The organism is Streptomyces sp. NPDC045470, from assembly GCF_040646595.1.
Lineage (GTDB): Bacteria > Actinomycetota > Actinomycetes > Streptomycetales > Streptomycetaceae > Streptomyces.
Genome location: NZ_JBEZAN010000004.1, coordinates 193,340 through 218,888 on the forward strand (window position 1 = coordinate 193,340; position 25,549 = coordinate 218,888).

The following is a 25,549-nucleotide window of genomic DNA, read 5'->3' on the forward strand; positions in this document are numbered from 1 at the left end:
CCGACATGCTGATCCCTCGCAGGGTCAAGCACCGCAAGCAGCACCACCCGAAGCGCAACGGTATGGCCAAGGGTGGCACCGAGCTTGCCTTCGGTGAGTACGGCATTCAGGCCGTGACCCCCGCCTACGTGACGAACCGGCAGATCGAGTCCGCTCGTATCGCCATGACCCGTCACATCAAGCGTGGCGGCAAGGTCTGGATCAACATTTACCCGGACCGCCCGCTGACGAAGAAGCCGGCCGAGACCCGCATGGGTTCCGGTAAGGGTTCTCCGGAGTGGTGGGTCGCGAACGTCAAGCCCGGTCGGGTGATGTTCGAGCTGTCCTTCCCGAACGAAAAGGTTGCGAAGGAGGCGCTGACCCGCGCCGCCCACAAGCTTCCGATGAAGTGCCGCATCGTGCGGCGCGAGGCAGGTGAGTCGTGATGGCGGCCGGTACCAAGGCGACCGAGCTGCGCGAGCTGAATGGCGAGGACCTCGTCAAGAAGCTGCGTGAGGCCAAGGAGGAGCTGTTCAACCTCCGCTTCCAGGCGGCGACCGGACAGCTCGAAAACCACGGCCGGCTGAAGGCCGTCCGCAAGGACATCGCCCGGATCTACACCCTGATGCGGGAGCGCGAGCTCGGCATCGAGACGGTGGAGAGCGCCTGATGAGCGAGAAGAATGTGACTGAGACGAACGAGCAGCGCGGCTTCCGCAAGACCCGCGAGGGTCTCGTCGTCAGCGACAAGATGGACAAGACCGTCGTCGTCGCTGTCGAGGACCGTGTCAAGCACGCGCTGTACGGCAAGGTCATCCGCCGTACGAACAAGCTCAAGGCGCACGACGAGCAGAACGCTGCCGGTGTCGGCGACCGCGTCCTCCTGATGGAGACGCGTCCGCTGTCGGCGAGCAAGCGCTGGCGCATCGTCGAGATCCTCGAGAAGGCCAAGTAAGGACATTCCCGTTCGGGAATTCCTATAGATACCGCCTGGGGGGTTTCCCCCAGGTCAGTTCCGCCAGGCTCGGCGGTGGGCCTCAGCCATGAGGCCCCCGCCGGGAACCGGCAGACGATCAGGAGATAGACGTGATCCAGCAGGAGTCGCGGCTTCGGGTCGCCGACAACACGGGTGCGAAGGAAATTCTCACCATCCGTGTTCTCGGTGGTTCGGGCCGCCGCTACGCGGGCATCGGTGACGTCATCGTCGCCACCGTCAAGGATGCGATCCCCGGTGGCAACGTGAAGAAGGGTGACGTCGTCAAGGCGGTCATCGTTCGCACCGTCAAGGAGCGCCGCCGTCCGGACGGCTCGTACATCCGCTTCGACGAGAACGCGGCCGTCATCCTCAAGAACGATGGCGACCCCCGCGGCACCCGTATCTTCGGCCCCGTGGGCCGGGAGCTGCGCGAGAAGAAGTTCATGAAGATCATCTCGCTCGCGCCGGAGGTGCTGTAACCGATGAAGATCAAGAAGGGCGACCTGGTCCAGATCATCACCGGCAAGGACAAGGGCAAGCAGGGCAAGGTCATCGCGGCCTTCCCCCGCGAGGACCGTGTCCTGGTCGAGGGTGTCAACCGGGTCAAGAAGCACACCAAGGCCGGTCAGACCGCTCGCGGCTCCAAGACCGGCGGCATCGTGACGACCGAGGCCCCCATCCACGTCAGCAACGTTCAGCTGGTCGTGGAGAAGGACGGCAACAAGGTCGTCACCCGCGTCGGGTACCGCTTCGACGAAGAGGGCAACAAGATCCGCGTTGCCAAGCGGACCGGTGAGGACATCTGATGACTGCCACCACCAACGCGCCGCGCCTCAAGCAGCGCTACCGCGAAGAGATCGCCGGGAAGCTGAAGGACGAGTTCTCCTACGAGAACGTCATGCAGATCCCCGGTCTGACCAAGATCGTGGTCAACATGGGTGTGGGCGACGCCGCCCGCGACTCCAAGCTGATCGAGGGTGCCATCAAGGACCTCACCACGATCACCGGCCAGAAGCCGGCCGTCACCAAGGCCCGTAAGTCCATCGCGCAGTTCAAGCTGCGCGAGGGCCAGCCGATCGGTGCCCACGTCACCCTCCGCGGTGACCGCATGTGGGAGTTCCTGGACCGCCTGCTGTCGCTCGCGCTGCCGCGCATCCGCGACTTCCGTGGTCTGTCCCCGAAGCAGTTCGACGGTCGGGGCAACTACACCTTCGGTCTCACGGAGCAGGTCATGTTCCACGAGATCGACCAGGACAAGATCGACCGGCAGCGGGGCATGGACATCACCGTGGTCACCACGGCGTCCAACGACGATGAGGGCCGCGCCCTGCTTCGTCACCTCGGCTTCCCGTTCAAGGAGAACTGACCGTGGCGAAGAAGGCTCTGATCGCTAAGGCGGCCCGCAAGCCGAAGTTCGCTGTGCGCGCGTACACGCGTTGCCAGCGCTGCGGCCGTCCGCACTCCGTGTACCGCAAGTTCGGCCTGTGCCGCGTGTGCCTCCGTGAGATGGCTCACCGTGGCGAGCTGCCGGGCGTGACCAAGAGCTCCTGGTAACACCCCCTCCCGCACGTCCGACCAGCGCCCTCACGGGCGGTCCGGCGGACGGCAGGAATCATGTGGGTGGTTCCGGAGTCTCTCGGTAAGCATCTGTTCGGCGGGGCCCCGCCCTTTGATCCCGTAGGGTAGAAGGGTTGGGCGCCCCGCCGCCCAGGAACGACTTACTACGCCGAAGGTCCCCGCGCCGCACCCGTCCCGACCCTGCTCGGGGAGAGGGATGGCGCATACAGGAAACCCCGGCGAGAGAGGCCGAAGGCCAATTCATGACCATGACTGACCCCATCGCAGACATGCTCACGCGTCTGCGTAACGCGAACTCGGCGTACCACGACACCGTCGTGATGCCGCACAGCAAGATCAAGTCGCACATCGCGGAGATCCTCCAGCAGGAGGGTTACATCACCGGCTGGAAGGTCGAGGACGCCGAGGTCGGCAAGAACCTCATCCTCGAGCTGAAGTTCGGTCCGAACCGCGAGCGTTCGATCGCCGGCATCAAGCGCATCTCGAAGCCGGGCCTGCGGGTCTACGCAAAGTCCACCAACCTGCCGAAGGTGCTCGGCGGCCTGGGCGTGGCGATCATCTCCACGTCGCACGGTCTCCTCACCGGTCAGCAGGCCAGCAAGAAGGGCGTAGGCGGAGAAGTTCTCGCCTACGTCTGGTAATTCGGGAACGGAGGAATAGCTAATGTCGCGTATTGGCAAGCTGCCCATCCAGGTTCCCGCTGGTGTGGACGTCACCATCGACGGTCGCACGGTTTCGGTGAAGGGTCCCAAGGGCTCCCTGCAGCACACCGTCGCCGCGCCCATCGAGGTCGCCAAGGGTGAGGACGGCTTCATCGCCGTCACCCGCCCGAACGACGAGCGTCAGAACAAGGCCCTGCACGGCCTGTCCCGCACGCTGGTGGCGAACATGATCACCGGCGTGACCCAGGGATTCACGAAGGCGCTCGAGATCAGCGGTGTCGGTTACCGCGTCCAGGCGAAGGGCTCCAACCTGGAGTTCTCGCTCGGTTACAGCCACCCGATCCTGGTCGAGGCGCCCGAGGGCATCTCGTTCAAGGTCGAGTCCCCGACCAAGCTGAGCGTCGAGGGCATCGACAAGCAGAAGGTCGGCGAGGTCGCCGCGAACATCCGCAAGCTGCGCAAGCCCGACCCGTACAAGGCCAAGGGCGTCAAGTACGCCGGCGAGGTCATCCGCCGCAAGGTCGGAAAGGCTGGTAAGTAAGCCATGGCATACGGTGTGAAGGTCGCGAAGGGTGACGCCTACAAGCGCGCCGCCGCCAAGCGTCGCCACATCCGCATCCGCAAGCGGATTTCGGGTACGCCGGAGCGTCCGCGTCTGGTCGTGACGCGGTCCAACCGCGGTATCACCGCCCAGGTCATCGACGACATCAAGGGTCACACCCTGGCGTCGGCGTCGACCCTGGACGCGTCGATCCGCGGTGGCGAGGGCAACAAGACGGACCTGGCCAAGCAGGTCGGTTCCCTGGTCGCCGAGCGCGCCAAGGCCGCCGGCGTCGAGGCCGTCGTGTTCGACCGTGGTGGCAAGCAGTACGCCGGGCGGATTGCCGCTCTGGCCGACGCCGCCCGCGAAGCCGGGCTGAAGTTCTAAGCCCCGGTTCCGTAGCTAGCGGACGTAACAGAGAGAGGTAAATCCAATGGCTGGACCCCAGCGCCGCGGGAGCGGTGCCGGTGGCGGCGAGCGGCGGGACCGTAAGGACCGGCGGGACGGCGGCGCAGCTGCCGAGAAGACCGCCTACGTCGAGCGTGTTGTCGCAATCAACCGCGTCGCCAAGGTTGTGAAGGGTGGTCGTCGCTTCAGCTTCACCGCGCTGGTCGTGGTGGGCGATGGTGACGGCACCGTGGGTGTCGGTTACGGCAAGGCCAAGGAGGTGCCGGCCGCCATCGCCAAGGGTGTTGAGGAGGCCAAGAAGCACTTCTTCAAGGTCCCCCGTATCGGTGGCACCATCCCGCACCCCATCCAGGGCGAAGAGGCCGCGGGCGTCGTCCTGCTCAAGCCGGCTTCCCCCGGTACCGGTGTGATCGCCGGTGGCCCGGTGCGTGCCGTGCTGGAGTGCGCGGGCATCCACGACGTGCTGAGCAAGTCGCTCGGTTCGTCGAACCCGATCAACATCGTGCACGCCACGCGCGCCGCGCTCCAGGGCCTGCAGCGGCCCGAGGAGATCGCCGCCCGCCGTGGCCTGCCGCTGGAGGACGTTGCTCCCGCCGCTCTGCTGCGGGCGCGTGCCGGGGTGAACGCGTAATGGCTTCGCTCAAGATCACGCAGACCAAGTCCATCATCGGCAGCAAGCAGAACCACCGCGACACCCTGCGTTCGCTCGGTCTCAAGAAGATCAACGACGTGGTTGTCAAGGAAGACCGCCCCGAGTACCGCGGCATGGTGCACACCGTCCGCCACCTCGTGACGGTCGAGGAGGTCGACTGACATGGCGGAGAACAACCCGCTGAAGGTCCACAACCTCCGTCCTGCCCCGGGCGCCAAGACTGCCAAGACCCGTGTGGGTCGTGGTGAGGCGTCCAAGGGTAAGACCGCAGGTCGTGGTACCAAGGGCACGAAGGCCCGTTACCAGGTTCCGGAGCGCTTCGAGGGTGGGCAGATGCCCCTCCACATGCGCCTCCCGAAGCTGAAGGGCTTCAAGAACCCCGCCCACAAGCAGTTCCAGGTCGTGAACCTGGACAAGCTGGCCGCGCTCTACCCGCAGGGTGGCGAGGTCACGGTGACCGACCTGGTCGCCAAGGGCGCGGTGCGCAAGAACGAGCTCGTCAAGGTCCTGGGCCAGGGCGAGATCTCCGTGGCGCTGACGGTGACGGTGGACTCCGTCTCCGGCTCCGCCAAGGAGAAGATCACCGCTGCCGGTGGCAGCGTCACCGAGCTCATCTGAGCTCAGTGAATCAACCGACCGGGGATGCCCACGTATTGGGGCATCCCCGGTTGGTCGTTCCAAGGGGGGCATGGTCGCCGGTAAGGTGGCGTGCACTGTTGCTGTATTTTCCGGGGGTTCTTCCCCTGGACCCCCACCGCGTGGGCTAATGTCCTGCGCGGTTTTGGCCGCTTTGTATTCGTCGATCCTCAAGACCGTCACCTCTCGCTCCAGAGGCGGGAGGCGCAGGAGGCACCGTGCTCACCGCGTTCGCCCGAGCGTTCAAGACGCCCGACCTGCGCAAGAAGCTGCTGTTCACGTTGGGCATTGTGCTCGTCTACCGGCTCGGAGCGCACGTTCCGGTGCCCGGGGTGAACTACTCCAATGTCGACACCTGCATGAAGCAGGCCGGCGCCAACGGCGGCCTCTTCGGCCTGGTGAACATGTTCAGCGGTGGTGCGCTGCTCCAGATCACGATCTTCGCGCTGGGGATCATGCCGTACATCACGGCAAGCATCATCCTCCAGCTGCTGACCGTGGTCATCCCCCGTCTGGAGGCCCTCAAGAAAGAGGGCCAGTCCGGACAGGCAAAGATCACTCAGTACACCCGGTACCTGACCGTCGCGCTGGCGGTCCTCCAGGGCACCGGCCTGGTCGCCACCGCCAAGAGCGGCGCGCTGTTCCAGGGCTGCCCCGTCGCCAGCGAGATCGTCCCGAGCGACACGATCTTCACGACCATCACCATGGTCATCACGATGACCGCCGGTACGGCCATGGTCATGTGGCTCGGTGAGCTGGTGACCGACCGCGGCATCGGCAACGGCATGTCGATCCTGATGTTCGTCGGTATCGCGGCCGGCTTCCCCGGCTCGCTGTGGCAGATCAAGATGTCCGGCAAGCTGGCGGACGGCTGGATCGAGTTCTTCGCCGTCATCGTCGTGGGTCTGGCGATGGTCGCCCTGGTCGTCTTCGTCGAGCAGGCCCAGCGGCGGATCCCCGTGCAGTACGCCAAGCGGATGATCGGACGTCGCTCGTACGGCGGTACGTCCACCTACATCCCGCTCAAGGTGAACCAGGCGGGCGTGATCCCCGTCATCTTCGCTTCGTCGCTGCTCTACATCCCGGCCCTGGTGGCACAGTTCAGCGGGTCGAAGGCCGGCTGGGCGACCTGGATCGAAACCAACTTCACCAAGGGCAACCACCCGGTCTACATCGTCACGTACTTCCTGCTGATCGTCTTCTTCGCGTTCTTCTACGTCGCCATCTCCTTCAACCCCGAAGAAGTTGCCGACAACATGAAGAAGTATGGTGGCTTCATCCCGGGGATCCGGGCCGGTCGCCCCACGGCCGAGTACCTCAGCTACGTGCTCAACCGGATCACGTGGCCGGGCTCGCTGTACCTGGGTCTGATCGCGCTGGTGCCCACCGTGGCGTTGGTGCTGTTCAAGGCCAACCAGAACTTCCCGTTCGGCGGGACGAGCATCCTGATCATCGTGGGTGTGGGTCTGGAGACCGTGAAGCAGATCGAGAGCCAGCTCCAGCAGCGCAACTACGAAGGGTTCCTCCGCTGATGCGAATCGTCCTCGTCGGGCCTCCTGGGGCAGGCAAGGGTACGCAGGCCGCGTACCTCGCCAAGAACCTCTCGATCCCGCACATCTCCACGGGCGACCTGTTCCGCGCCAACATCAGCCAGGGCACCGACCTGGGCAAAGAGGCCAAGTCCTACATGGACGCGGGCAACCTGGTCCCCGACTCGGTGACGATCGCGATGGCCGAGGACCGGCTGAACCAGGAGGACGCCCGGCAGGGCTTCCTGCTGGACGGCTTCCCGCGCAACCTGGGCCAGGCCGAGGCGCTGGACACCTACCTCAAGGGCAAGGCCGTGAAGCTGGACGCCGTCCTGGACCTGGAGGTCCCCGAGGACGAGGTCGTCAAGCGGATCGCCGGCCGCCGGATCTGCCGCAACGACAGCAGCCACGTCTTCCATGTGGACTACCACAAGCCGAAGACCGAGGGCGTCTGCGACCTCTGCGGCGGCGACCTGTACCAGCGCGAGGACGACCGCGAGGACACCGTCCGCAAGCGGCTGGAGGTCTACCACACGGAGACCGAGCCGATCATCGACCACTACAAGGCGCAGGACCTGGTCGTCACGATCCCGGCCCTCGGCAAGGTCGACGAGGTCACCCAGCGCGCGATGGCCGCGCTCGGCAAGGCCTGACAGGCACGAGAACCACGCGTACGGCCGCGGTGCCCGGGCACGGGCGCCGCGGCCGTATCGTGTATGTGGCGGCCCGTGCGGCCGCAGCAGCGTCGTAGTAGTCGGTTTGAGGAAGGCGTCAGCCCCCATGGTGGAGATCAAGAACCCCGAGCAGATCGCGAAGATGCGCGAGGCGGGGCTGGTGGTCGCCGCCATCCACGCGGCGACCCGTGAGGTGGCGGTGCCCGGCGCCACCACCAAGGACCTGGACGACGCCGCGCGCAAGGTGCTGGCCGAGCACGGCGCCAAGTCGAACTTCCTCGGGTACGGCGGCTTCCCCGCGACGATCTGCACGTCGGTCAACGACGTCGTCGTCCACGGCATCCCCGACACCGAGACCGTGCTCGCCGACGGCGACATCATCTCCATCGACTGCGGCGCGATCATCGACGGCTGGCACGGCGACGCGGCCTACACCGCCTTCGTGGGCTCCGGTCACGCTCCGGAGCTGGTCGAGCTGAGCCGGGTGACCGAGGAGTCCATGTGGGCCGGCATCGCCGCCGTCCGCAAGGGCAACCGCCTGGTCGACATCTCCAAGGCGATCGAGGGCTACATCCGCCGCCAGCCGCGCCCGGCCAACGGCAAGTACGGCATCGTCGAGGACTACGGCGGCCACGGCATCGGCTCGCAGATGCACATGGACCCGCACCTGCTGAACTACGTCGACCGCAAGCGCGGCCGCGGCCCGAAGCTGGTCCCGGGCTTCTGCATCGCCATCGAGCCCATGGTCAACCTGGGTACGGCCAAGACCCATGTGCTGGAAGACGACTGGACGGTCAAGTCGAACGACGGCGGCTGGTCCTCGCACTGGGAGCACTCGGTCGCGCTGACCGAACAGGGCCCGCTGGTGCTGACCGCCCCCGACGGCGGCAAGGCGAAGCTGGCCGAGCTGGGCATCGAGGCCGCGCCCGACCCGCTGGCCTGAGACCCGCACCCGGCCGGCGGTACGGTCCGGGCCCGAGGCGTAACGATCACTGTCCGTGGGCAATAATCGTGGATTCGTCTTTTCGGGATCGCTGACGTAGACTGACGCGTCGGCTGTCGTGCATCCGTGTGCCTGTTTTCCGGGTATGCGTCCGTACGTAGTCGATCAAGGTAGCCGATTCGAAGGGCGAAGCGTGGCCAAGAAGCAAGGTGCCATCGAAATCGAGGGCACCGTGATCGAGTCCCTCCCGAACGCGATGTTCAAGGTGGAGCTTCAGAACGGTCACAAGGTCCTCGCGCACATCAGCGGCAAGATGCGGATGCACTACATCCGCATCCTTCCGGATGACCGGGTCGTCGTGGAGCTGTCTCCGTACGACCTGACGCGTGGCCGGATCGTCTACCGCTACAAGTAGATCTTGTCGACGCCCCCTCCCGTGGGGTGGCGGCACTGACCCGGAGAACCTCACACCCATGAAGGTCAAGCCGAGCGTCAAGAAGATCTGCGACAAGTGCAAGGTGATCCGCCGCCACGGCCGGGTCATGGTGATCTGCGACAACCTGCGCCACAAGCAGCGCCAGGGCTGACGCACGCCGACCTCTCTGCATTTCGCAGTATCTTCGCGCGACGCAAACGCACAGTAATACGTACATACGCAGACACCCGACCCCCGTGCTCGCTCAGGTAGCGGACGCAGGGGACGACACCCCCGGCTCGGAGGCCGGGGACCCGGCTCGTAATGCTCAAGAGTCTTACGGGAACGGTGCTGCGGAAGACCTCCGAATACCTCAGGAGCCAATCGATGGCACGCCTCGCAGGCGTTGATCTCCCGCGCGACAAGCGCGTCGAGGTCGCCCTCACCTACGTCTTCGGCATCGGGCGCACCCTGTCGCAGCAGACCCTCGCCGCCACCGGCGTGAACCCGGACACCCGCGTTCGCGACCTGGCCGAGGAAGACCTGGTCAAGATCCGCGAGTACGTGGACAACAACCTCAAGACCGAGGGTGACCTCCGTCGCGAGATCCAGGCCGACATCCGCCGCAAGGTCGAGATCGGCTGCTACCAGGGTCTGCGTCACCGCCGCGGCCTGCCGGTGCACGGTCAGCGCACCAGCACGAACGCCCGTACCCGCAAGGGCCCGCGTCGCGCGATCGCCGGCAAGAAGAAGCCGGGCAAGAAGTAGTCCTCAGCGGACGCTCATCAGCGGTCTTCGCTGTAGGACCGACCACCTCCACCGGGAGTAATACATGCCTCCGAAGGGCCGTACGGCCGGCGCCAAGAAGGTGCGCCGCAAGGAGAAGAAGAACGTCGCCCACGGGCACGCTCACATCAAGAGCACGTTCAACAACACCATCGTCTCGATCACCGACCCCACGGGCAACGTGATTTCCTGGGCCTCGGCGGGCCACGTGGGCTTCAAGGGCTCGCGCAAGTCCACGCCGTTCGCCGCGCAGATGGCTGCCGAGTCGGCCGCCCGCCGCGCGCAGGAGCACGGCATGCGCAAGGTCGACGTCTTCGTCAAGGGTCCCGGCTCCGGCCGTGAGACCGCGATCCGCTCGCTCCAGGCCACCGGCCTGGAGGTCGGCTCGATCCAGGACGTCACCCCCACGCCGCACAACGGCTGCCGTCCCCCCAAGCGTCGTCGCGTCTGACGCCGCGCGGCCGTAACAGGCCGCAGCCTGTCGGTCCGCGCTCCGGCGCGGCCCGGCACCGGGCACTTTTGGGGCGGTACGCCGCGACTCCTGGGAGCCGCGCCGTGCCGCCCGTACCCTTGTAGAGACCGCCGGGCCACCGTCCGGCGCAGCTGGCATCAAATAGCGGGTGCCACGACTGGAAGGCGAAACACCTCATGCTGATCGCTCAGCGTCCCTCGCTGACCGAAGAGGTCGTCGACGAATACCGCTCCCGGTTCGTGATCGAGCCGCTGGAGCCGGGCTTCGGCTACACCCTCGGCAACTCCCTGCGTCGTACGCTCCTCTCCTCGATCCCGGGTGCGGCGGTCACGTCCATCCGCATCGACGGTGTCCTGCACGAGTTCACCACCGTGCCGGGCGTCAAGGAGGACGTCACCGACCTCATCCTGAACATCAAGCAGCTTGTCGTCTCCTCGGAGCACGACGAGCCGGTCGTGATGTACCTGCGCAAGCAGGGCCCCGGCCTGGTCACCGCCGCGGACATCGCCCCGCCGGCCGGTGTCGAGGTGCACAACCCCGACCTGGTCCTCGCCACCCTCAACGGCAAGGGCAAGCTGGAGATGGAGCTGACCGTCGAGCGCGGTCGCGGCTACGTCTCCGCCGTGCAGAACAAGCAGGTGGGCCAGGAGATCGGCCGTATCCCGGTCGACTCCATCTACAGCCCCGTGCTGAAGGTCACCTACAAGGTCGAGGCGACCCGTGTCGAGCAGCGCACCGACTTCGACAAGCTGATCGTCGACGTCGAGACCAAGCAGGCCATGCGTCCCCGTGACGCGATGGCGTCCGCCGGCAAGACCCTGGTGGAGCTGTTCGGTCTGGCGCGCGAGCTGAACATCGACGCCGAGGGCATCGACATGGGCCCGTCCCCCACGGACGCCGCCCTGGCCGCCGACCTGGCGCTGCCGATCGAGGAGCTGGAGCTCACCGTTCGGTCGTACAACTGCCTCAAGCGCGAGGGCATCCACTCCGTGGGTGAGCTCGTGGCCCGCTCCGAGGCCGACCTGCTCGACATCCGCAACTTCGGTGCGAAGTCGATCGACGAGGTCAAGGCGAAGCTGGCCGGCATGGGCCTGGCCCTGAAGGACTCGCCCCCCGGGTTCGACCCGACGGCTGCCGCTGACGCCTTCGGCGCCGACGACGACGCGGACGCCGGGTTCGTGGAGACCGAGCAGTACTGAGCCCGTCTGCGGCGGGGTGGCTGACATGTCGGCCGGCCCGCCGCCGGGGCGCAGGCGTTATCGGCCTGCGGCCTCGTCCTCAAGCGCCGGACGGGCTTGTTTTGGCCTGGTCCGGCACGATGGAACAGGCCGCAGGCGGCGCGAAAAATCTTCCACGTGGCACCCGCCCCGTGGGAACTGACACCGGTACCTGATACGGCCGGTGCAGCAATGAAGGAGAAATACCATGCCGAAGCCCGCCAAGGGTGCCCGTCTGGGCGGCAGCGCGTCGCACGAGCGTGCGATGCTGCGCAACCTGGCCACCAGCCTCTTCGAGCACGGCCGGATCACGACGACCGAGGCCAAGGCCCGTCGTCTGCGTCCGTACGCCGAGCGTCTGGTGACCAAGGCGAAGAAGGGTGACCTTCACAACCGCCGCCAGGTCATGACGCTGATCTCGGACAAGAGCGTCGTGCACACGCTCTTCACGGAGATCGCGCCGCGCTTCTCGGAGCGTCCGGGTGGTTACACCCGTATCACCAAGATCGGCAACCGTCGTGGCGACAACGCCCCGATGGCCGTCATCGAGCTGGTCGAGGGCGAGATCGCCAAGAAGGCCACCGTTGCCGAGGCCGAGGCCGCGACCAAGCGCGCGGTGAAGGAGTCCGACGAGGCCGCCAAGGCCGAGGACACCAAGGGCGAGGCCGCCGAGGCCCCGGCCGAGGAGTCGAAGGACGCCTGAGCCTGCCACAGGCCGTAGGACGGGCCCGCTCCCCTCAGGGGGGCGGGCCCGTTCCGCTTGAGAGGATGCACGCGTGAGCGATGAAGTGGAGCCCGGGTTCGTACGGGTGCGGCTGGACCTTTCCTACGACGGGAAGGACTTCTCGGGCTGGGCCAAGCAGCGGGCGCGGCGCACGGTCCAGGAGGAGCTGGAGACCGCGCTGCGGACGGTGACGCGGTCGGCGGAGACGTACGAGCTGACCGTGGCGGGGCGGACGGACGCCGGGGTGCACGCGCGCGGGCAGGTGGCGCACGTGGATCTGCCGGCCGGGCTGTGGGCCGAGCACGCGGACAAGCTGCTGCGGCGGCTGGCCGGGCGGCTGCCGAAGGACGTACGGGTGTGGCGGGCGGCCGAGGCGCCGTACGGGTTCAACGCGCGGTTCTCGGCGATCTGGCGGCGGTACGCCTACCGGGTGACGGATCACCCGGGCGGCGTGGACCCGCTGCTGCGCGGCCACGTGCTGTGGCACGACTGGGACCTGGACGTCGAGGCGATGAACGCGGCGTCGCAGGCGCTGCTGGGGGAGCACGACTTCGCCGCGTACTGCAAGCGGCGTGAGGGGGCGACCACGATCCGTACGCTCCAGGAGCTGAGCTGGGTGCGGGACGCGGACGGGATCGTCACGGCGACGGTGAAGGCGGACGCCTTCTGCCACAACATGGTGCGCTCGCTGGTGGGCGCGCTGCTGTTCGTGGGGGACGGGCACCGGCCGGTGGAGTGGCCGGGCAAGGTGCTGGCGGCCGGGGTGCGCGATTCGGCGGTGCACGTCGTACGGCCGCACGGGCTGACCCTGGAGGAGGTCGGCTATCCGGCGGACGACCAGCTCATGGCCCGCAACAAGGAGGCGCGCAACAAGCGGACCCTGCCGGGGGGCGGCTGCTGCTGAGCCGCCCCGGGCGGGCGCGCGGGGTCAGGACTGGGCGCGGGCGGCCTTGGCCGCCTGGTCCGTGCCGCGCTGCCAGATGCGGTGGAAGGCGTACTGGCCGCCGTCCCGCCCTATCTGGAGGGCCTTGGTGGAGGCGTTGGTGACGGCCGAGCCGTCCAGGTTGCCGGCGATGGTGAAGTAGGCGTAGCGGCCGGTGGCGTTGGCGTACGTGGTGCAGGGCGAGCCCTGGCAGAAGGAGCCGACGCCGTCGCCCGCCAGCGGGGCGAGGCCGGGCTTGCCGGCGGCCTTGACCTTGAACGCGGCGGCCTTGGAGTCGAAGACCGCGACGCCGACGGTGACCGCCACGCCGTCCTTGGCGTAGGTGGCGCGCAGCAGCTTCTTGCAGCCGTTGTGCTTGAGCACCGAGCCCAGGGCGCCGTAGGTGCCGGCCGTGCAGTCGTCGGTGGCGGCGGTGCTGTGGCGGGGGTAGCTGTTCTTGCCGAGCACCATGGTCTTGTCGGGGAAGAGGCCGGCGGGGGTGAGGGCGGCGGTGTCCTTCTTGGGGTCGGTGATGTAGTCCCGCGGGTTCGGCGGCGGGGGGACCGAGACCTCGGAGAAGGACGGCTCGGGGGCGGCGGACTCGGTCGGCAGGGTCACGGGGTGCGGCAGGTCGCCGCCCTTGTTGCTGGTGATGACGGCGGTGGCGACGATGCCGGCCACGGCCGCGGTCGCCAGCGCTCCGCCGCCGATGAGCAGCCATCGTTTGCGGCGGCTGCGCGCCTCGCTCTCGTCGGCGAGCGCGTCCCAGTCAGGAGTCGAGGAGTCCGGTCCCCCAGGGCCGAACGGCCCGCCATTCCCAAAGCTCATGCCGCGCATCCTAAACCGGTTGGTGGAACGCGCGGCGGGCGGAGACAATCCGGGGCTATGGGACACGTGGAGGCCGGGCATCTGGAGTACTACCTGCCGGACGGGCGGGTGCTGTTGGGCGACGTGTCCTTCAGGGTCGGTGAGGGCGCCTCGGTGGCCCTGGTCGGCGCCAACGGGGCGGGCAAGACGACGCTGCTGCGGCTGATCGCGGGGGAGCTGCAGCCGCACGGCGGCGCGGTGACGGTCAGCGGCGGGCTGGGGGTGATGCCGCAGTTCGTGGGCTCCGTGCGGGACGAGCGGACCGTACGGGACCTGCTGGTGTCGGTGGCGCAGCCCCGCCTCAGGGAGGCTGCCGCGGCCGTGGACGCCGCCGAGCACGCGGTGATGACCGTCGACGACGAGGCCGCGCAGATGCGGTACGCGCAGGCGCTCAGCGACTGGGCCGAGGCGCGCGGGTACGAGGCCGAGACGGTGTGGGACATGTGCACCATGGCCGCGCTGGGCGTCCCGTACGAGAAGGCGCAGTGGCGGCAGGTGCGCACGCTCAGCGGCGGCGAGCAGAAGCGGCTGGTGCTGGAGTCGCTGCTGCGCGGCAGCGACGAGGTGCTGCTGCTGGACGAGCCGGACAACTATCTGGACGTGCCGGGCAAGCGCTGGCTGGAGGAGCGGTTGCGCGAGACGAAGAAGACGGTGCTGTTCGTCAGCCACGACCGGGAGCTGCTGGCCCGCTCCGCCGAGAAGATCGTCAGCGTCGAGCCGGGGCCCGCCGGTTCGGACGTGTGGGTGCACGGCGGTGGTTTCGCCACGTACCACGCGGCACGCAAGGAGCGCTTCGCCCGCTTCGAGGAGCTGCGGCGGCGCTGGGACGAGAAGCACGCGCAGCTCAAGAAGCTGGTGCGCACCCTGCGGCAGGCCGCGGAGAACAGCCATGAGCTGGCCACGTGGTACCACGCCGCACAGACCCGGCTGCGCAAGTTCGAGGAGGCCGGGCCGCCGCCGGAGCCGCCGCGCGAGCAGGAGATCACCATGCGGCTGAAGGGCGGCCGTACCGGTGTGCGGGCGGTGACCTGCGAGAACCTTGAGCTGACCGGGCTGATGAAGCCGTTCGACCTGGAGGTCTTCTACGGGGAGCGGGTCGCGGTGCTGGGGTCGAACGGCTCCGGGAAGTCGCACTTCCTGCGGCTGCTGGCGGGAGACTCCGTGGCGCACACGGGGGCCTGGAGGCTGGGCGCGCGCGTCGTGCCCGGCCACTTCGCGCAGACGCACGCGCACCCGGAGCTGGAAGGCCGCACGCTCCTGGACATCCTGTGGACGGAACACGCCAAGGACCGTGGCAAGGCGATGAGCGCGCTGCGCCGGTACGAGCTGGAGCGCCAGGCCGAGCAGCGCTTCGACCGGCTGTCGGGCGGCCAGCAGGCGCGCTTCCAGATCCTGCTGCTGGAGCTGGCGGGGACGACCGCCCTGCTGCTGGACGAGCCGACCGACAACCTCGACCTGGAGAGCGCGGAGGCGCTTCAGGAGGGGCTGGAGGCGTACGAGGGGACGGTGCTGGCGGTGACGCACGACCGCTGGTTCGCGCGGTCCTTCGACCGGTTCCTGGTCTTCGGCGCGGACGGGCGGGTGCGGGAGACGGCGGAGCCGGTGTGGGACGAACGGAGGGTGGAGCGGAAGCGGTAGCCCCAGGTCACCGCTTGGACGCGTGCGGTGGTGGGGCCGTGGGGGCGGCCCTTGAATGGACGCATGAGCGCGGAGAAGACGGGCACAGCGGGTGCCGGCGAGGACCGGGACGCGGTGCGGCCCGCGGCCGCGCCGCTCGTCGGGTGGCTGCGCGGGCGGGCCCCGTGGCCGCTGTGGGCGGTGGCCGCCGCCCTGATGGGAGCGGTGATCTTCCATGTCCAGCGGCACAGTCCCACCGTCGGCATGGACAACGACTTCGTCGTGAAGGCGGCGCGGGCGCTGCTGGACGGTGACGCCCCGTACGCCGACAAGCGGTTCCTGTATCTGCCGAGCGCGGTGCCGGCCGCGGTGCCCGAGGCGCTGCTGTCCGCCGGGAAGCTGCGGCTGCTGGTGCCGGTGGTGGGGGTGGGGCTGGTGCTGCTGGGGTGGCTCGTCTCGCTGCGGATCTTCCGGGTTCCCGTACGGAGCCGGCTGGCGGTGCTCGGCGTGGTGGCCCTGGCGTTCTTCGAGCCGTTCCGCAACGTCGTGAACATCGGGAACTGGACGCTGGCCTCCGTGGTGGCGCTGCCCCTGACGCTGCTGCTCGCGCTGCGCTCCCGGTGGATCGCCGCGGGCGCGGTCCTGGGGCTCGCGCTGGCGGTCAAGCCGATGTTGGCGCCGCTGCTGCTGCTCCTGGTCCTCGCGCGGCGGTGGCGGGCGCTCGCGGTGGCGGTGGCGGTGCCGGTCTCGGCGTCCGTGCTGGTGGCGCTGGTGATGCCGCGGCCGGGCATGTTCTTCACCCGTACGCTGCCGTTCCTGCTGCACGGCCAGGACAGCTTCGCGCGCCCGTTCGACGCCTCGCCCGGCATGATCCTCACCCGGCTGGGTGTGCCCGAGACCGCGGCGTACGGCGTGGCGGCGGTGGCGGCGGTCGCGGGGACGGGCTGTGCGTGGCTGCGGTGGCGGCGCGGCGACCCGGGGGCGCAGCGGCTCGTGGAGACGGCCGCGATGCTGATGCTGGCGGCCTTCCTGGTGTCCCGGCCGTCCTTCGACCACTACCTGCTGGTGGTGCTGCCGCCGCTGGCCGCCTCCGTGGTCCTGCCGGACTCCGTGCCCCGTACGGTGTGGTTCTGGGTGGCGCTGGTGCCGCAGATCGGCGGGCTGCCCTGGCCGCACCTGGAGGGACTGCACCGGCGGGCCTTCAAGGACACGGTGATGCTGTGCACGGTGGCCGCCGTGCTGGCATGGACCTGCGTACGGCCGCGGGTGCTGCGAGCGGTGGCTATCATGCCCATGGGGCCCGAGGGCACGGATCGTACGCCGGTTCGGGACGTGTTTTGACCCGGCTGGGGGCGGCCCGGTATTCTGCCAGTTCGTTATGCGTATTGGCTTGCTCTATCTCACGTGAGGGGCCCTTACGCCGGTCCACCGGGCCGATGACCAGTGGCAGGAACCCGGGTTGCGTCACCCGTGGTGCCGCCAGTGCTGGAGATCGACCGAGGTGGCCAGTACAGGACCCTATTCACTGAAGAAGCGAAGGCTAACCGTGCGTACGTTCAGCCCCAAGCCCGGCGATGTCCAGCGCCAGTGGCACATCATTGACGCGCAGGACGTTGTCCTGGGCCGTCTGGCCTCGCAGGCCGCGTCCCTCCTGAGGGGCAAGCACAAGCCGGTGTACGCGCCGCACGTCGACACCGGTGACTTCGTCATCATCGTCAACGCCGACAAGGTGCACCTGTCCGGCAACAAGCGCAGCCAGAAGATGGCCTACCGCCACTCCGGCTTCCCGGGCGGTCTGCGCTCGGTGCGCTACGACGAGCTCCTCGACAAGAACCCCGAGAAGGCCGTCGAGAAGGCCGTCAAGGGCATGCTCCCCAAGAACACCCTGGGCCGTCAGATGCTCTCGAAGCTGAAGGTCTACGCGGGTGCCGAGCACCCGCACGCTGCGCAGCAGCCGGTCCCGTTCGAGATCACCCAGGTCGCGCAGTAAGTCCGGCCACCCCCTAAGACGAAGAGAATCTGAGGAGAATCGTGGCTGAGACCACCGCCGAGACCCCGCTCGAAGAGGTAGAGGTCGAGGAGTACACGACCGAGACCGAGGTTCCGCTGGAGGGTGAGTACACCTCCGAGTCCCTCGCCTCGCGCTTCGGCGACCCGCAGCCGGCCGCCGGCCTGGGCCGTCGCAAGAACGCCATCGCCCGCGTGCGGATCATCCCCGGCTCCGGCCAGTGGAAGATCAACGGCCGCACCCTTGAGGGTTACTTCCCGAACAAGGTGCACCAGCAGGAAGTCAACGAGCCCTTCAAGGTGCTCGAACTGGACAACCGCTACGACGTGGTCGCCCGCATCTCCGGTGGCGGCATCTCCGGCCAGGCCGGTGCGCTGCGCCTGGGTGTGGCCCGTGCGCTGAACGAGGCGGACGAGGACAACAACCGCGGCCCGCTGAAGAAGGCCGGCTTCCTCAAGCGCGACGACCGTGCGGTCGAGCGCAAGAAGGCCGGTCTGAAGAAGGCCCGCAAGGCCCCGCAGTACAGCAAGCGCTAATTGCCGCTCGGCTGCTCGCGCGGCTCTTGGCGAACGCCCCGGTGGCACGATCCGTGCTGCCGGGGCGTTCGGCTATCCGGGACCAGCGGCGTATACCTGGACGCAATGCTCTGGTCCACGTACATCAACTCGGAGGACACCAGTGGGACGACTCTTCGGCACGGACGGTGTGCGCGGTGTCGCCAACGCGGATCTCACGGCGGAGCTGGCGCTCGGTCTGTCGGTCGCGGCGGCGCACGTGCTCGCGGAGGCGGGCACTTTTGAGGGCCACCGGCCGGTGGCCGTGGTCGGGCGCGATCCGCGGGCGTCGGGGGAGTTCCTGGAGGCCGCCGTCGTGGCGGGTCTGGCCAGCGCGGGCGTGGACGTGCTGCGGGTGGGCGTGCTGCCGACCCCGGCCGTGGCGTACCTGACCGGGTCGCTCGGCGCGGATCTGGGCGTGATGCTCTCGGCCAGCCACAACCCGATGCCCGACAACGGCATCAAGTTCTTCGCCCGCGGCGGCCACAAGCTCGCCGACGAGCTGGAGGACCGCATCGAGCGCACCTACCGCTCGCACAGCTCCGGCGAGCCGTGGGACCGGCCGACCGGCGCCGGTGTGGGCCGGGTCAAGGACTACGACCAGGGCTTTGACAACTACGTCGCGCACCTGGTGGGTGTGCTGCCGAACCGTCTGGACGGCCTGAAGGTCGTCATCGACGGCGCGCACGGCGCGGCCTCCCGCGTCTCCCCGGAGGCGTTCGCCCGGGCCGGTGCCGAGGTCGTCACCATCGGCGCCGACCCCGACGGCCTGAACATCAACGACGGCTGCGGCTCCACGCACCTCTCCGGCCTGTGCGCCGCGGTCGTCGAGCACGGCGCCGACCTCGGCGTGGCGCACGACGGCGACGCGGACCGCTGCCTGGCGGTGGACCGCGACGGCAACGAGATCGACGGCGATCAGATCCTGGCCGTCCTCGCCCTCGGGATGCGCGAGGCGGGCACGCTGCGCAAGGACACCGTCGTGGCGACCGTGATGTCCAACCTGGGCTTCAAGCTGGCCATGGAGCGCGAGGGCCTGACCTTCGTCCAGACGGCGGTCGGCGACCGGTACGTCCTGGAGGAGATGAAGTCCGGCGGCTTCGCCCTCGGCGGTGAGCAGTCCGGGCACGTCATCGCGCTGGACCACGCGACGACCGGCGACGGCACGCTCACCGGCCTGATGCTGGCCGCCCGCGTCGCGGCGACGGGCCGCCCGCTGGGCGAGCTGGCGGGCGTCATGAAGCGCCTGCCGCAGGTGCTGGTCAACGTGCCGGACGTGGACAAGACCCGGGTCGCTACGTCGCCGGAGGTCACCTCGGCCGTCGCGGAGGCGGAGCGCGAGCTGGGCGCCACCGGGCGGGTCCTGCTGCGCCCCTCGGGGACGGAGCCGCTGGTGCGGGTCATGGTCGAGGCCGCCGACATCGAGCAGGCGGGGGCCGTGGCCGGCCGCCTGGCGGACGTCGTGAAGTCGGCGCTGGGCTAGCAGCCGCCCCTACCGCTGTCGCTGCCCGGCCCAGAAGAATTTCTGGGCCAGCAGCGTCAGCGTGCCCGCCAGGACGATGCCCAGCAGGTTCAGCAGGAGCTGTTCGGTGGAACCCCACGCCTGCCGGTACGAGCCGTAGCCGAAGGCGACGGCCGCGTTGGCGGCGGCCGGGACGGTGGTGACCGAGATCGCCACGCCGACCAGGGCACCGGACTTCGCCGAGGTCAGCGAGAGCACGCCGGCGACTCCGGCGAGGACGGCCACGACGAACGAGAACCAGTCCGGCCGGTAGATGAAGTGGGTGTTCGGCCGCTCCGCGGTCAGCGCACCGGCGTGGAAGAGCCCCACCGCGTCCATGAACAGGCTGAAGCCCACCGTCACCGCCATCGCCGCCGCGAAGCCCACGACCAGGGCCAGCAGGGACCGCCAGGCCAGCCGGGGCGCGCGGCGCACCAGTGCGGTGCAGATCCCGGCCAGCGGCCCGAACTCGGGCCCCACGGCCATCGCGCCGACGATCAGGATCGCGTTGTCCAGCACCACACCGCAGGCCGCGATCATCGTGGCGAGCGTCAGGAACGCCAGGTAGGTGACGGAGAGCGTGGACTCCTCGTGGGTGGCGTCGGTCAGCGATTCCCACAGCACGGCGTCCGCGCCCTCGCCGGGCGCGTCGTCCGCCGCCCGGTCCGCGCGGGCGGACAGGGACAGGTCGATGTGCTCGACGGCGATCGCGCCGTCCCGGTCGATGCCGAGTGCCCGCAGCTCGCGCAGCAGCCCGTCACCGGCCTCGCGGGCCACGTCGCACAGCACCACATCGCCCCGCGGGTCGCGCGCGGCGCCGGTCAGGACGGCGAGGTGGGCGGTGCCGACCGTGCTGTCCACGAGCCGTACGACAGCGTCCGTACGGTCGGCGGGGACGATCAGGCGCAGGTGCAGCACGTGCGTACTCCTCGGGGCGGCGCGACGGTGGTGGGCCGCGTCAGAGTTTGCGCAGCGACAGCCGCTGCACCTTGTGATCGTGCCCCTTGCGCAGCACGAGGTTGGCGCGGCCGCGGGTCGGTGCGACGTTCTGTTCCAGGTTGGGCTTGTTGACGGTGCGCCAGATCATCCGCGCGTAGTCGAGGGCTTCTTCCTCGGAGACCTGGGTGTACTTGCGGAAGTAGGAGAACGGGTTCTGGAAGGCGGTCTCGCGCAGCTTGCGGAACCGGCCCAGGTACCAGCGCTCGATGTCCTCCGTGCGGGCGTCCACGTACACCGAGAAGTCGAAGAAGTCCGCGAGGCCCAGGCGGGTGCGGCCGTCCTTGCCGGGCAGGGCGGGTTGCAGGACGTTCAGGCCCTCGACGATCAGGATGTCGGGCCGGTGCACGGTCAGCCGCTCGCCGGGCACGATGTCGTAGATCAGGTGGGAGTAGACCGGGGCGCTGACCTCGGCCTTCCCGGACTTCACATCGGCGACGAAGCGGGTCAGGGCCCGGCGGTCGTACGACTCGGGGAAGCCCTTGCGCGACATCAGGCCGCGGCGGTGCAGCTCGGCGTTGGGGAACAGGAACCCGTCGGTGGTGACCAGTTCGACGCGCGGGTGCTCCGGCCAGCGGGCCAGCAGCGCCTGGAGGAGCCGGGCGGTGGTGGACTTGCCGACCGCCACGCTGCCCGCGACGCCTATGACGAACGGGGTGCCGGGCTGCGCGCCGTGGCCGCCGCCCGCGTCGCCCAGGAAGGTGTTCAGCGCGCCGCGCAGGTTGCTGGACGCGCCCACGTACAGGTTGAGCAGGCGGGACAGCGGCAGGTAGACGTCGCGTACCTCGTCCAGGTCGATCACGTCGCCCAGGCCGCGCAGCCGCTCGACCTCCTCGGCGGTCAGCGGCAGCGGTGTCTTCTCCCGCAGGGCGCTCCACTCGGCGCGCGTCAGGTCGACGTACGGCGTGCGCTCGGCGCGGCGGCGGTGCTGCGACTCGGTCGGCTCTGTGGTGAGGGGCACGCGCCCATTGTCCGCAGGCGCGGGGGCCGGTTCACCCCGGGGTGGGGTTGTGGCCGCCCGGTCCGCGTGTCGCGCGTACGGGTCACGGCGGCCCCGGACGGCGCGCGGGCCAGGCGGAGGGTGCGGGTCCGGTGCGCGTCGCCGTTGGCCGGATGGAGCGCGGGGAGGGATCGTACGGCCCCGTAGGCTGCCCTCATGTGCGGAATCGTGGGGTATGCGGGCGGCCGGTCCGCCCTGGACGTCGTGCTCACCGGGCTGAAGCGGCTGGAGTACCGCGGCTACGACTCGGCCGGGGTGGCCGTGCTCGCGGACGGCGGACTGGCGGCGGCCAAGAAGGCCGGCAAACTCGCCAACCTGGACAAGGAACTGGCCGACCGTCCGCTGCCGGCCGGTACGACCGGGATCGGGCACACGCGGTGGGCCACGCACGGCGCGCCGACCGACACCAACGCCCACCCGCATCTGGACAACGCCGGACGGGTCGCCGTCGTCCACAACGGCATCATCGAGAACTTCGCGGCCCTCCGCGCCGAACTGGCCGAACGCGGCCACGCGCTGGCCTCCGAGACGGACACCGAGGTCGTCGGGCACCTGCTGGCGGAGAACTTCTCCTCCTGCGGGGACCTGGCCGAGGCGATGCGCCAGGTGTGCCGCCGCCTGGAAGGCGCGTTCACGCTGGTCGCGGTGCACACCGACGCGCCGGACGTGGTGGTGGGCGCGCGCCGCAACTCCCCGCTGGTGGTGGGCATCGGCGAGGACGAGGCGTTCCTGGCGTCGGACGTGGCGGCGTTCATCTCGTACACCCGTGAGGCCGTCGAACTGGGCCAGGACCAGGTCGTGGAGGTACGCCGGGACGGGGTGACGGTCACCGGCTTCGACGGCGCGCCGGGCGAGGTGCGGAACTACCACGTGGACTGGGACGCGTCGGCCGCCGAGAAGGGCGGCTACGACTACTTCATGCTCAAGGAGATCGCCGAGCAGCCGAAGGCCGTCGCCGACACGCTGCTGGGCCGGGTGGACGGGGCCGGGGTGCTCTCGCTGGACGAGGTCCGCATCGAGGACACGGTGCTGCGCGAGGCCACCAAGGTGGTGATAGTGGCCTGCGGCACCGCCTTCCACGCCGGGATGATCGCCAAGTACGCGATCGAGCACTGGACGCGCATCCCCTGCGAGGTGGAGCTGGCCAGCGAGTTCCGCTACCGCGACCCGATCCTGGACCCGCGCACGCTGGTCGTCGCCATCTCGCAGTCCGGCGAGACGATGGACACCCTGATGGCCGTACGGCACGCACGGGAGCAGGGCGCGAAGGTGCTCGCGGTGTGCAACACCAACGGCTCGACCATTCCCCGCGAGTCGGACGCGGTGCTCTACACGCACGCCGGGCCCGAGGTCGCGGTCGCCTCGACCAAGGCGTTCCTGACGCAGTTGGTGGCCTGCTACCTCCTCGCGCTGTACCTGGGCCAGGTGCGCGGCACCCAGTGGGGCGACGAGATCCGCGCGGTGGTGCGCGAACTGGCCGCGATCGGCACCCAGGTCGAGCGGGTCCTGGGGACGATGGAGCCGGTCCGGGAGCTGGCGCGCAGCCTGGCGGAGAAGGACACGGTGCTGTTCCTGGGGCGGCACGTGGGCTACCCCGTCGCCCTGGAGGGCGCGCTGAAGCTGAAGGAACTCGCGTACATGCACGCGGAGGGCTTCGCGGCGGGCGAGCTGAAGCACGGGCCGATCGCGCTGATCGAGGAGGGTGTGCCGGTCGTCGTGGTCGTACCGTCGCCGCGCGGCCGGTCCGTCCTGCACGACAAGATCGTCTCCAACATCCAGGAGATCCGGGCCCGGGGCGCGCTCACCATCGTCGTCGCGGAGGACGGCGACGAGGCGGTCGTCCCGTACGCGGACCACCTGGTGCGCATCCCGCGCACGCCCACCCTGCTCCAGCCGATGGTCTCCACCGTGCCGCTCCAGGTCTTCGCCTGCGAACTGGCCACGGCGCGCGGCAACGAGGTCGACCAGCCGCGCAACCTCGCCAAGTCGGTGACCGTCGAATGATCGTCGGGGTGGGGATCGACGTCGCCGAGATCGACCGGTTCGCGGCAGCGCTGGAGCGCACCCCGGACATGGCGACGCGGCTGTTCGTCGAACGGGAGCTGACACTGCCCAGCGGCGAGCGCCGGGGCATCGCCTCGCTCGCCGCGCGGTTCGCGGCCAAGGAGGCGGTGGCCAAGGCGCTGGGGGCGCCGGCCGGGCTGCGGTGGACGGACGCGGAGGTGGCGGTGCTGGAGACCGGGCAGCCGATACTCAAGATCCGGGGCACCGTCGCCGAGCGGGCCGCGGAACTCGGCGTGCGGTCCTGGCACGTGTCGCTCAGTCATGACGCGGGCGTGGCCTCGGCGGTGGTGATCGCGGAGGGCTGAGCGGCGGACGGCCGGTCCGCGCGGGACACCGGCGCCGTGCGGGCGAGCCGGGAGGAATGCCCGCGCCGTCCGGGGTGAGACTGGGGGCATGAGGACTGCGTTCAGCGTGGATGTCGTACGGGCGGCCGAGCGGGACCTGATGGCGAGGCTGCCCGAAGGGGCCCTGATGCAGCGGGCCGCCGCCGGTCTCGCGGTGGCGTGCGCGGAGCTGCTGGGGCGGGTGTACGGATCGCGGGTCGTGCTGCTCGTCGGCAGCGGCGACAACGGCGGCGACGCCCTGTATGCGGGCGCCCGGCTGGCCCGGCGCGGCGCGGGCGTACGCGCCGTCCTGCTGTCCCCGGACCGGGCCCACGCGGGCGGCCTGGCGGCGCTGCGCGCGGCGGGCGGACGGGTGTCCGGCGACGCCCTGGCCGACCTCGCGCGGGCCGACCTCGTCGTGGACGGCATCGTCGGCATCGGTGGCAAGGGCGGGCTGCGGCCGGAGGCGGCCCGGCTGGCCGACGCGGCGCGGCGGTCCCTGGTCGTCTCCGTCGACCTGCCGAGCGGCGTGGACGCGGACACCGGGGAGGTGGCGGGTGACGCCGTACGGGCCGACGCGACGGTGACGTTCGGCGCGTACAAGCCGGGGCTGCTCATCGACCCGGCGCGCGAGTACGCGGGCGCGCTGCGGCTGGTGGACATCGGCCTGGAGCTGCCCGGGGAGGCGACGGCCGAGGCGCTTCAGTACGCGGACGTGGCGGAGCTGCTGCCGCGCCCCACGGCGGAGAGCGACAAGTACCGGCGCGGCGTGGTGGGTGTCGTGGCGGGCTCGGCGCGCTATCCGGGCGCCGCCGTCCTGGCGGTCTCCGGGGCGCTGCGGGGCGGCGCCGGGGCCGTACGGTACGTGGGTCCGGCGGCCGACGCCGTCCTCGCGCAGTTCCCGGAGACCCTGGTGCACGCCGGACCGCCCTCGAAGGCGGGCCGTGTGCAGTCCTGGGTCATCGGCCCCGGCATCGGCGACGAGGGGGACGCCATGGCGGACGTCCTCGACTCGGACGTCCCCGTCCTGGTGGACGCCGACGGGCTGCGCTTCCTGGACCCCGCGCGGGTACGGGGCCGCGGCGCACCGACCCTGCTCACCCCGCACGCCGGAGAGGCCGCGGCCCTGCTCGGCACCGACCGGGCGGACGTGGAGGCGTCCCGCCTGCGCTCCGTACGGGAACTGGCCGAGCGGTACGGCGCCACGGCCCTCCTGAAGGGCTCCACGACCCTCGTCGCCGACCCGGCGGGCGGCCCGGTGCGCGCCAACCCCACCGGCACGGGCTGGCTCGCCACCGCGGGCAGCGGCGACGTGCTGTCCGGCCTGACCGGCTCGCTGCTGGCCACCGGCCTGCCCGCGCGCGACGCGGCCGCCGTCGGCGCGTACCTGCACGGCCTGGCCGCCCGGCTGGCGGCCACCCCGGACGGCGCGCCGATCCTGGCGACGGACGTGGCCGGGGCGCTGGGCGCGGCGTGGCGGGACGTCAGCCGCCACTGAGGGCGCCG

The 25,549-nt window shown here is 69.7% G+C and carries 34 protein-coding genes; 31 read left to right on the forward strand and 3 right to left on the reverse strand.

Annotated elements, in window-relative coordinates; all coding sequences use genetic code 11:
• Positions 1 to 5: 5 nt before the first annotated feature.
• The 23 genes from rplP to truA all read left to right on the forward strand — a co-directional run bounded on the left by rplP (position 6) and on the right by truA (position 13,095).
• Positions 6 to 425 (forward strand): 50S ribosomal protein L16, encoded by a 420-nt coding sequence (rplP, locus tag AB0A97_RS15170; protein ID WP_004571829.1) that lies wholly within the window; start codon positions 6 to 8, stop codon positions 423 to 425.
• Complete coding sequence (gene rpmC / locus AB0A97_RS15175; protein WP_030016986.1) at positions 425 to 649, forward strand: 50S ribosomal protein L29; 225 nt, start codon at positions 425 to 427, stop codon at positions 647 to 649. Before rplP ends, rpmC begins: the two co-directional genes overlap by 1 nt.
• The gene (gene rpsQ / locus AB0A97_RS15180) at positions 649 to 933 is read left to right on the forward strand and encodes a 30S ribosomal protein S17 (protein WP_004571831.1); all 285 of its coding nucleotides are present in this window, start codon (positions 649 to 651) and stop codon (positions 931 to 933) included. The genes rpmC and rpsQ overlap by 1 nt, the downstream gene beginning before the upstream one ends.
• Positions 934 to 1,064: 131 nt before the next feature.
• Positions 1,065 to 1,433, forward strand: coding sequence for a 50S ribosomal protein L14 (rplN, locus tag AB0A97_RS15185; RefSeq protein WP_003974257.1), 369 nt, complete (start codon positions 1,065 to 1,067; stop codon positions 1,431 to 1,433).
• Positions 1,434 to 1,436: 3 nt separating this feature from the next.
• The gene (gene rplX, locus AB0A97_RS15190) at positions 1,437 to 1,760 is read left to right on the forward strand and encodes a 50S ribosomal protein L24 (RefSeq protein WP_031003050.1); all 324 of its coding nucleotides are present in this window, start codon (positions 1,437 to 1,439) and stop codon (positions 1,758 to 1,760) included.
• Positions 1,760 to 2,320 carry a 50S ribosomal protein L5 gene (gene rplE, locus AB0A97_RS15195; protein ID WP_030016984.1) on the forward strand — a complete coding sequence of 187 codons (561 nt, stop codon included), beginning with the start codon at positions 1,760 to 1,762 and terminating at the stop codon, positions 2,318 to 2,320. Before rplX ends, rplE begins: the two co-directional genes overlap by 1 nt.
• Positions 2,321 to 2,322: 2 nt before the next feature.
• Positions 2,323 to 2,508, forward strand: coding sequence for a type Z 30S ribosomal protein S14 (locus AB0A97_RS15200; RefSeq protein ID WP_004571834.1), 186 nt, complete (start codon positions 2,323 to 2,325; stop codon positions 2,506 to 2,508).
• A 266-nt stretch (positions 2,509 to 2,774) separates the two neighbouring features.
• Positions 2,775 to 3,173 carry a 30S ribosomal protein S8 gene (gene rpsH / locus AB0A97_RS15205; RefSeq protein WP_004571835.1) on the forward strand — a complete coding sequence of 133 codons (399 nt, stop codon included), beginning with the start codon at positions 2,775 to 2,777 and terminating at the stop codon, positions 3,171 to 3,173.
• 22 nt (positions 3,174 to 3,195) lie between these two features.
• Complete coding sequence (gene rplF / locus AB0A97_RS15210; protein ID WP_073768965.1) at positions 3,196 to 3,735, forward strand: 50S ribosomal protein L6; 540 nt, start codon at positions 3,196 to 3,198, stop codon at positions 3,733 to 3,735.
• Positions 3,736 to 3,738: 3 nt separating this feature from the next.
• Positions 3,739 to 4,122, forward strand: a complete 384-nt coding sequence (gene rplR / locus AB0A97_RS15215; protein ID WP_030375637.1) for a 50S ribosomal protein L18 — start codon at positions 3,739 to 3,741, stop codon at positions 4,120 to 4,122.
• A 46-nt stretch (positions 4,123 to 4,168) separates the two neighbouring features.
• Positions 4,169 to 4,774 carry a 30S ribosomal protein S5 gene (gene rpsE / locus AB0A97_RS15220; protein ID WP_030016981.1) on the forward strand — a complete coding sequence of 202 codons (606 nt, stop codon included), beginning with the start codon at positions 4,169 to 4,171 and terminating at the stop codon, positions 4,772 to 4,774.
• Entirely contained in the window at positions 4,774 to 4,956 is a 183-nt protein-coding gene (gene rpmD / locus AB0A97_RS15225; RefSeq protein WP_030016980.1) for a 50S ribosomal protein L30, read from the forward strand. Before rpsE ends, rpmD begins: the two co-directional genes overlap by 1 nt.
• Before the next feature lies 1 nt (position 4,957).
• Entirely contained in the window at positions 4,958 to 5,413 is a 456-nt protein-coding gene (gene rplO / locus AB0A97_RS15230) for a 50S ribosomal protein L15 (RefSeq protein WP_030016979.1), read from the forward strand.
• Between the two features lie 236 nt (positions 5,414 to 5,649).
• Positions 5,650 to 6,963, forward strand: a complete 1,314-nt coding sequence (gene secY / locus AB0A97_RS15235; protein WP_125046327.1) for a preprotein translocase subunit SecY — start codon at positions 5,650 to 5,652, stop codon at positions 6,961 to 6,963.
• Complete coding sequence (locus tag AB0A97_RS15240) at positions 6,963 to 7,613, forward strand: adenylate kinase (RefSeq protein ID WP_361149201.1); 651 nt, start codon at positions 6,963 to 6,965, stop codon at positions 7,611 to 7,613. The genes secY and AB0A97_RS15240 overlap by 1 nt, the downstream gene beginning before the upstream one ends.
• Before the next feature lie 127 nt (positions 7,614 to 7,740).
• Positions 7,741 to 8,577 (forward strand): type I methionyl aminopeptidase, encoded by an 837-nt coding sequence (gene map, locus AB0A97_RS15245; RefSeq protein ID WP_361149203.1) that lies wholly within the window; start codon positions 7,741 to 7,743, stop codon positions 8,575 to 8,577.
• Between the two features lie 193 nt (positions 8,578 to 8,770).
• On the forward strand, positions 8,771 to 8,992 hold the full coding sequence (gene infA, locus AB0A97_RS15250; RefSeq protein ID WP_003956442.1) for a translation initiation factor IF-1: 222 nt from the start codon (positions 8,771 to 8,773) through the stop codon (positions 8,990 to 8,992).
• Positions 8,993 to 9,050: 58 nt separating this feature from the next.
• Positions 9,051 to 9,164, forward strand: coding sequence for a 50S ribosomal protein L36 (gene rpmJ, locus AB0A97_RS15255; protein ID WP_003956441.1), 114 nt, complete (start codon positions 9,051 to 9,053; stop codon positions 9,162 to 9,164).
• Positions 9,165 to 9,379: 215 nt separating this feature from the next.
• The gene (rpsM, locus tag AB0A97_RS15260) at positions 9,380 to 9,760 is read left to right on the forward strand and encodes a 30S ribosomal protein S13 (protein ID WP_004571844.1); all 381 of its coding nucleotides are present in this window, start codon (positions 9,380 to 9,382) and stop codon (positions 9,758 to 9,760) included.
• Between the two features lie 64 nt (positions 9,761 to 9,824).
• Complete coding sequence (rpsK, locus tag AB0A97_RS15265) at positions 9,825 to 10,229, forward strand: 30S ribosomal protein S11 (protein ID WP_004571845.1); 405 nt, start codon at positions 9,825 to 9,827, stop codon at positions 10,227 to 10,229.
• A gap of 197 nt (positions 10,230 to 10,426) precedes the next feature.
• Positions 10,427 to 11,449: a DNA-directed RNA polymerase subunit alpha gene (locus AB0A97_RS15270; RefSeq protein WP_003956430.1), complete on the forward strand. Its 1,023-nt coding sequence runs from the start codon at positions 10,427 to 10,429 to the stop codon at positions 11,447 to 11,449.
• Positions 11,450 to 11,675: 226 nt separating this feature from the next.
• Positions 11,676 to 12,170 carry a 50S ribosomal protein L17 gene (rplQ, locus tag AB0A97_RS15275; RefSeq protein WP_125055658.1) on the forward strand — a complete coding sequence of 165 codons (495 nt, stop codon included), beginning with the start codon at positions 11,676 to 11,678 and terminating at the stop codon, positions 12,168 to 12,170.
• A 73-nt stretch (positions 12,171 to 12,243) separates the two neighbouring features.
• Entirely contained in the window at positions 12,244 to 13,095 is an 852-nt protein-coding gene (gene truA, locus AB0A97_RS15280) for a tRNA pseudouridine(38-40) synthase TruA (RefSeq protein ID WP_361149208.1), read from the forward strand.
• Positions 13,096 to 13,119: 24 nt separating this feature from the next.
• Here the strand turns inward: truA and AB0A97_RS15285 are convergent, their stop codons facing one another.
• Positions 13,120 to 13,941 carry a hypothetical protein gene (locus AB0A97_RS15285; RefSeq protein WP_361149211.1) on the reverse strand — a complete coding sequence of 274 codons (822 nt, stop codon included), beginning with the start codon at positions 13,939 to 13,941 and terminating at the stop codon, positions 13,120 to 13,122.
• Between the two features lie 57 nt (positions 13,942 to 13,998).
• Between AB0A97_RS15285 and AB0A97_RS15290 the strand changes: the two genes are divergently transcribed.
• The 5 genes from AB0A97_RS15290 (at position 13,999) to glmM (ending at position 19,642) form a co-directional block, all read left to right on the forward strand.
• A complete protein-coding gene (locus tag AB0A97_RS15290) occupies positions 13,999 to 15,618 on the forward strand; it encodes an ATP-binding cassette domain-containing protein (protein ID WP_361149213.1) in 1,620 nt (539 codons plus the stop codon).
• A 63-nt stretch (positions 15,619 to 15,681) separates the two neighbouring features.
• Positions 15,682 to 16,938 (forward strand): glycosyltransferase family 87 protein, encoded by a 1,257-nt coding sequence (locus AB0A97_RS15295; RefSeq protein ID WP_361149216.1) that lies wholly within the window; start codon positions 15,682 to 15,684, stop codon positions 16,936 to 16,938.
• A 205-nt stretch (positions 16,939 to 17,143) separates the two neighbouring features.
• Positions 17,144 to 17,587 carry a 50S ribosomal protein L13 gene (rplM, locus tag AB0A97_RS15300; protein ID WP_031003068.1) on the forward strand — a complete coding sequence of 148 codons (444 nt, stop codon included), beginning with the start codon at positions 17,144 to 17,146 and terminating at the stop codon, positions 17,585 to 17,587.
• 41 nt (positions 17,588 to 17,628) lie between these two features.
• Positions 17,629 to 18,141, forward strand: coding sequence for a 30S ribosomal protein S9 (gene rpsI / locus AB0A97_RS15305; protein ID WP_361149219.1), 513 nt, complete (start codon positions 17,629 to 17,631; stop codon positions 18,139 to 18,141).
• Positions 18,142 to 18,283: 142 nt separating this feature from the next.
• Positions 18,284 to 19,642, forward strand: coding sequence for a phosphoglucosamine mutase (glmM, locus tag AB0A97_RS15310; protein WP_361149221.1), 1,359 nt, complete (start codon positions 18,284 to 18,286; stop codon positions 19,640 to 19,642).
• Between the two features lie 9 nt (positions 19,643 to 19,651).
• On the opposite strand, the gene AB0A97_RS15315 is transcribed toward glmM, so the two are convergent.
• Both AB0A97_RS15315 and coaA read right to left on the reverse strand, forming a co-directional pair.
• Positions 19,652 to 20,578: a DUF389 domain-containing protein gene (locus AB0A97_RS15315; protein WP_361149223.1), complete on the reverse strand. Its 927-nt coding sequence runs from the start codon at positions 20,576 to 20,578 to the stop codon at positions 19,652 to 19,654.
• Between the two features lie 40 nt (positions 20,579 to 20,618).
• Entirely contained in the window at positions 20,619 to 21,617 is a 999-nt protein-coding gene (coaA, locus tag AB0A97_RS15320) for a type I pantothenate kinase (protein ID WP_361149225.1), read from the reverse strand.
• Positions 21,618 to 21,812: 195 nt separating this feature from the next.
• On the opposite strand from coaA, the gene glmS reads away from it, so the two are divergent.
• The 3 genes from glmS to AB0A97_RS15335 all read left to right on the forward strand — a co-directional run bounded on the left by glmS (position 21,813) and on the right by AB0A97_RS15335 (position 25,541).
• Entirely contained in the window at positions 21,813 to 23,660 is a 1,848-nt protein-coding gene (gene glmS / locus AB0A97_RS15325; protein ID WP_361149228.1) for a glutamine--fructose-6-phosphate transaminase (isomerizing), read from the forward strand.
• Positions 23,657 to 24,025, forward strand: a complete 369-nt coding sequence (locus tag AB0A97_RS15330) for a holo-ACP synthase (RefSeq protein WP_031003078.1) — start codon at positions 23,657 to 23,659, stop codon at positions 24,023 to 24,025. The genes glmS and AB0A97_RS15330 overlap by 4 nt, the downstream gene beginning before the upstream one ends.
• An 88-nt stretch (positions 24,026 to 24,113) precedes the next feature.
• Complete coding sequence (locus AB0A97_RS15335; protein ID WP_361149230.1) at positions 24,114 to 25,541, forward strand: NAD(P)H-hydrate dehydratase; 1,428 nt, start codon at positions 24,114 to 24,116, stop codon at positions 25,539 to 25,541.
• The last annotated feature ends 8 nt before the right edge of the window (positions 25,542 to 25,549 follow it).

Bases quoted from the DNA above. Each gene is read 5' to 3' on its own strand.
- rplP (WP_004571829.1), top strand. From the start codon at position 6: ATGCTGATCCCTCGCAGGGTCAAGCACCGCAAGCAGCACCACCCGAAG.
- rpmC (WP_030016986.1), top strand. From the start codon at position 425: ATGGCGGCCGGTACCAAGGCGACCGAGCTGCGCGAGCTGAATGGCGAG.
- rpsQ (WP_004571831.1), top strand. From the start codon at position 649: ATGAGCGAGAAGAATGTGACTGAGACGAACGAGCAGCGCGGCTTCCGC.
- rplX (WP_031003050.1), top strand. From the start codon at position 1,437: ATGAAGATCAAGAAGGGCGACCTGGTCCAGATCATCACCGGCAAGGAC.
- rplE (WP_030016984.1), top strand. From the start codon at position 1,760: ATGACTGCCACCACCAACGCGCCGCGCCTCAAGCAGCGCTACCGCGAA.
- rpsH (WP_004571835.1), top strand. From the start codon at position 2,775: ATGACCATGACTGACCCCATCGCAGACATGCTCACGCGTCTGCGTAAC.
- rplF (WP_073768965.1), top strand. From the start codon at position 3,196: ATGTCGCGTATTGGCAAGCTGCCCATCCAGGTTCCCGCTGGTGTGGAC.
- rplR (WP_030375637.1), top strand. From the start codon at position 3,739: ATGGCATACGGTGTGAAGGTCGCGAAGGGTGACGCCTACAAGCGCGCC.
- rpsE (WP_030016981.1), top strand. From the start codon at position 4,169: ATGGCTGGACCCCAGCGCCGCGGGAGCGGTGCCGGTGGCGGCGAGCGG.
- rpmD (WP_030016980.1), top strand. From the start codon at position 4,774: ATGGCTTCGCTCAAGATCACGCAGACCAAGTCCATCATCGGCAGCAAG.
- rplO (WP_030016979.1), top strand. From the start codon at position 4,958: ATGGCGGAGAACAACCCGCTGAAGGTCCACAACCTCCGTCCTGCCCCG.
- AB0A97_RS15240 (WP_361149201.1), top strand. From the start codon at position 6,963: ATGCGAATCGTCCTCGTCGGGCCTCCTGGGGCAGGCAAGGGTACGCAG.
- map (WP_361149203.1), top strand. From the start codon at position 7,741: ATGGTGGAGATCAAGAACCCCGAGCAGATCGCGAAGATGCGCGAGGCG.
- rpmJ (WP_003956441.1), top strand. From the start codon at position 9,051: ATGAAGGTCAAGCCGAGCGTCAAGAAGATCTGCGACAAGTGCAAGGTG.
- rpsM (WP_004571844.1), top strand. From the start codon at position 9,380: ATGGCACGCCTCGCAGGCGTTGATCTCCCGCGCGACAAGCGCGTCGAG.
- rpsK (WP_004571845.1), top strand. From the start codon at position 9,825: ATGCCTCCGAAGGGCCGTACGGCCGGCGCCAAGAAGGTGCGCCGCAAG.
- AB0A97_RS15270 (WP_003956430.1), top strand. From the start codon at position 10,427: ATGCTGATCGCTCAGCGTCCCTCGCTGACCGAAGAGGTCGTCGACGAA.
- rplQ (WP_125055658.1), top strand. From the start codon at position 11,676: ATGCCGAAGCCCGCCAAGGGTGCCCGTCTGGGCGGCAGCGCGTCGCAC.
- AB0A97_RS15285 (WP_361149211.1), bottom strand. From the start codon at position 13,941: ATGAGCTTTGGGAATGGCGGGCCGTTCGGCCCTGGGGGACCGGACTCC.
- AB0A97_RS15290 (WP_361149213.1), top strand. From the start codon at position 13,999: ATGGGACACGTGGAGGCCGGGCATCTGGAGTACTACCTGCCGGACGGG.
- AB0A97_RS15295 (WP_361149216.1), top strand. From the start codon at position 15,682: ATGAGCGCGGAGAAGACGGGCACAGCGGGTGCCGGCGAGGACCGGGAC.
- glmS (WP_361149228.1), top strand. From the start codon at position 21,813: ATGTGCGGAATCGTGGGGTATGCGGGCGGCCGGTCCGCCCTGGACGTC.
- AB0A97_RS15330 (WP_031003078.1), top strand. From the start codon at position 23,657: ATGATCGTCGGGGTGGGGATCGACGTCGCCGAGATCGACCGGTTCGCG.
- AB0A97_RS15335 (WP_361149230.1), top strand. From the start codon at position 24,114: ATGAGGACTGCGTTCAGCGTGGATGTCGTACGGGCGGCCGAGCGGGAC.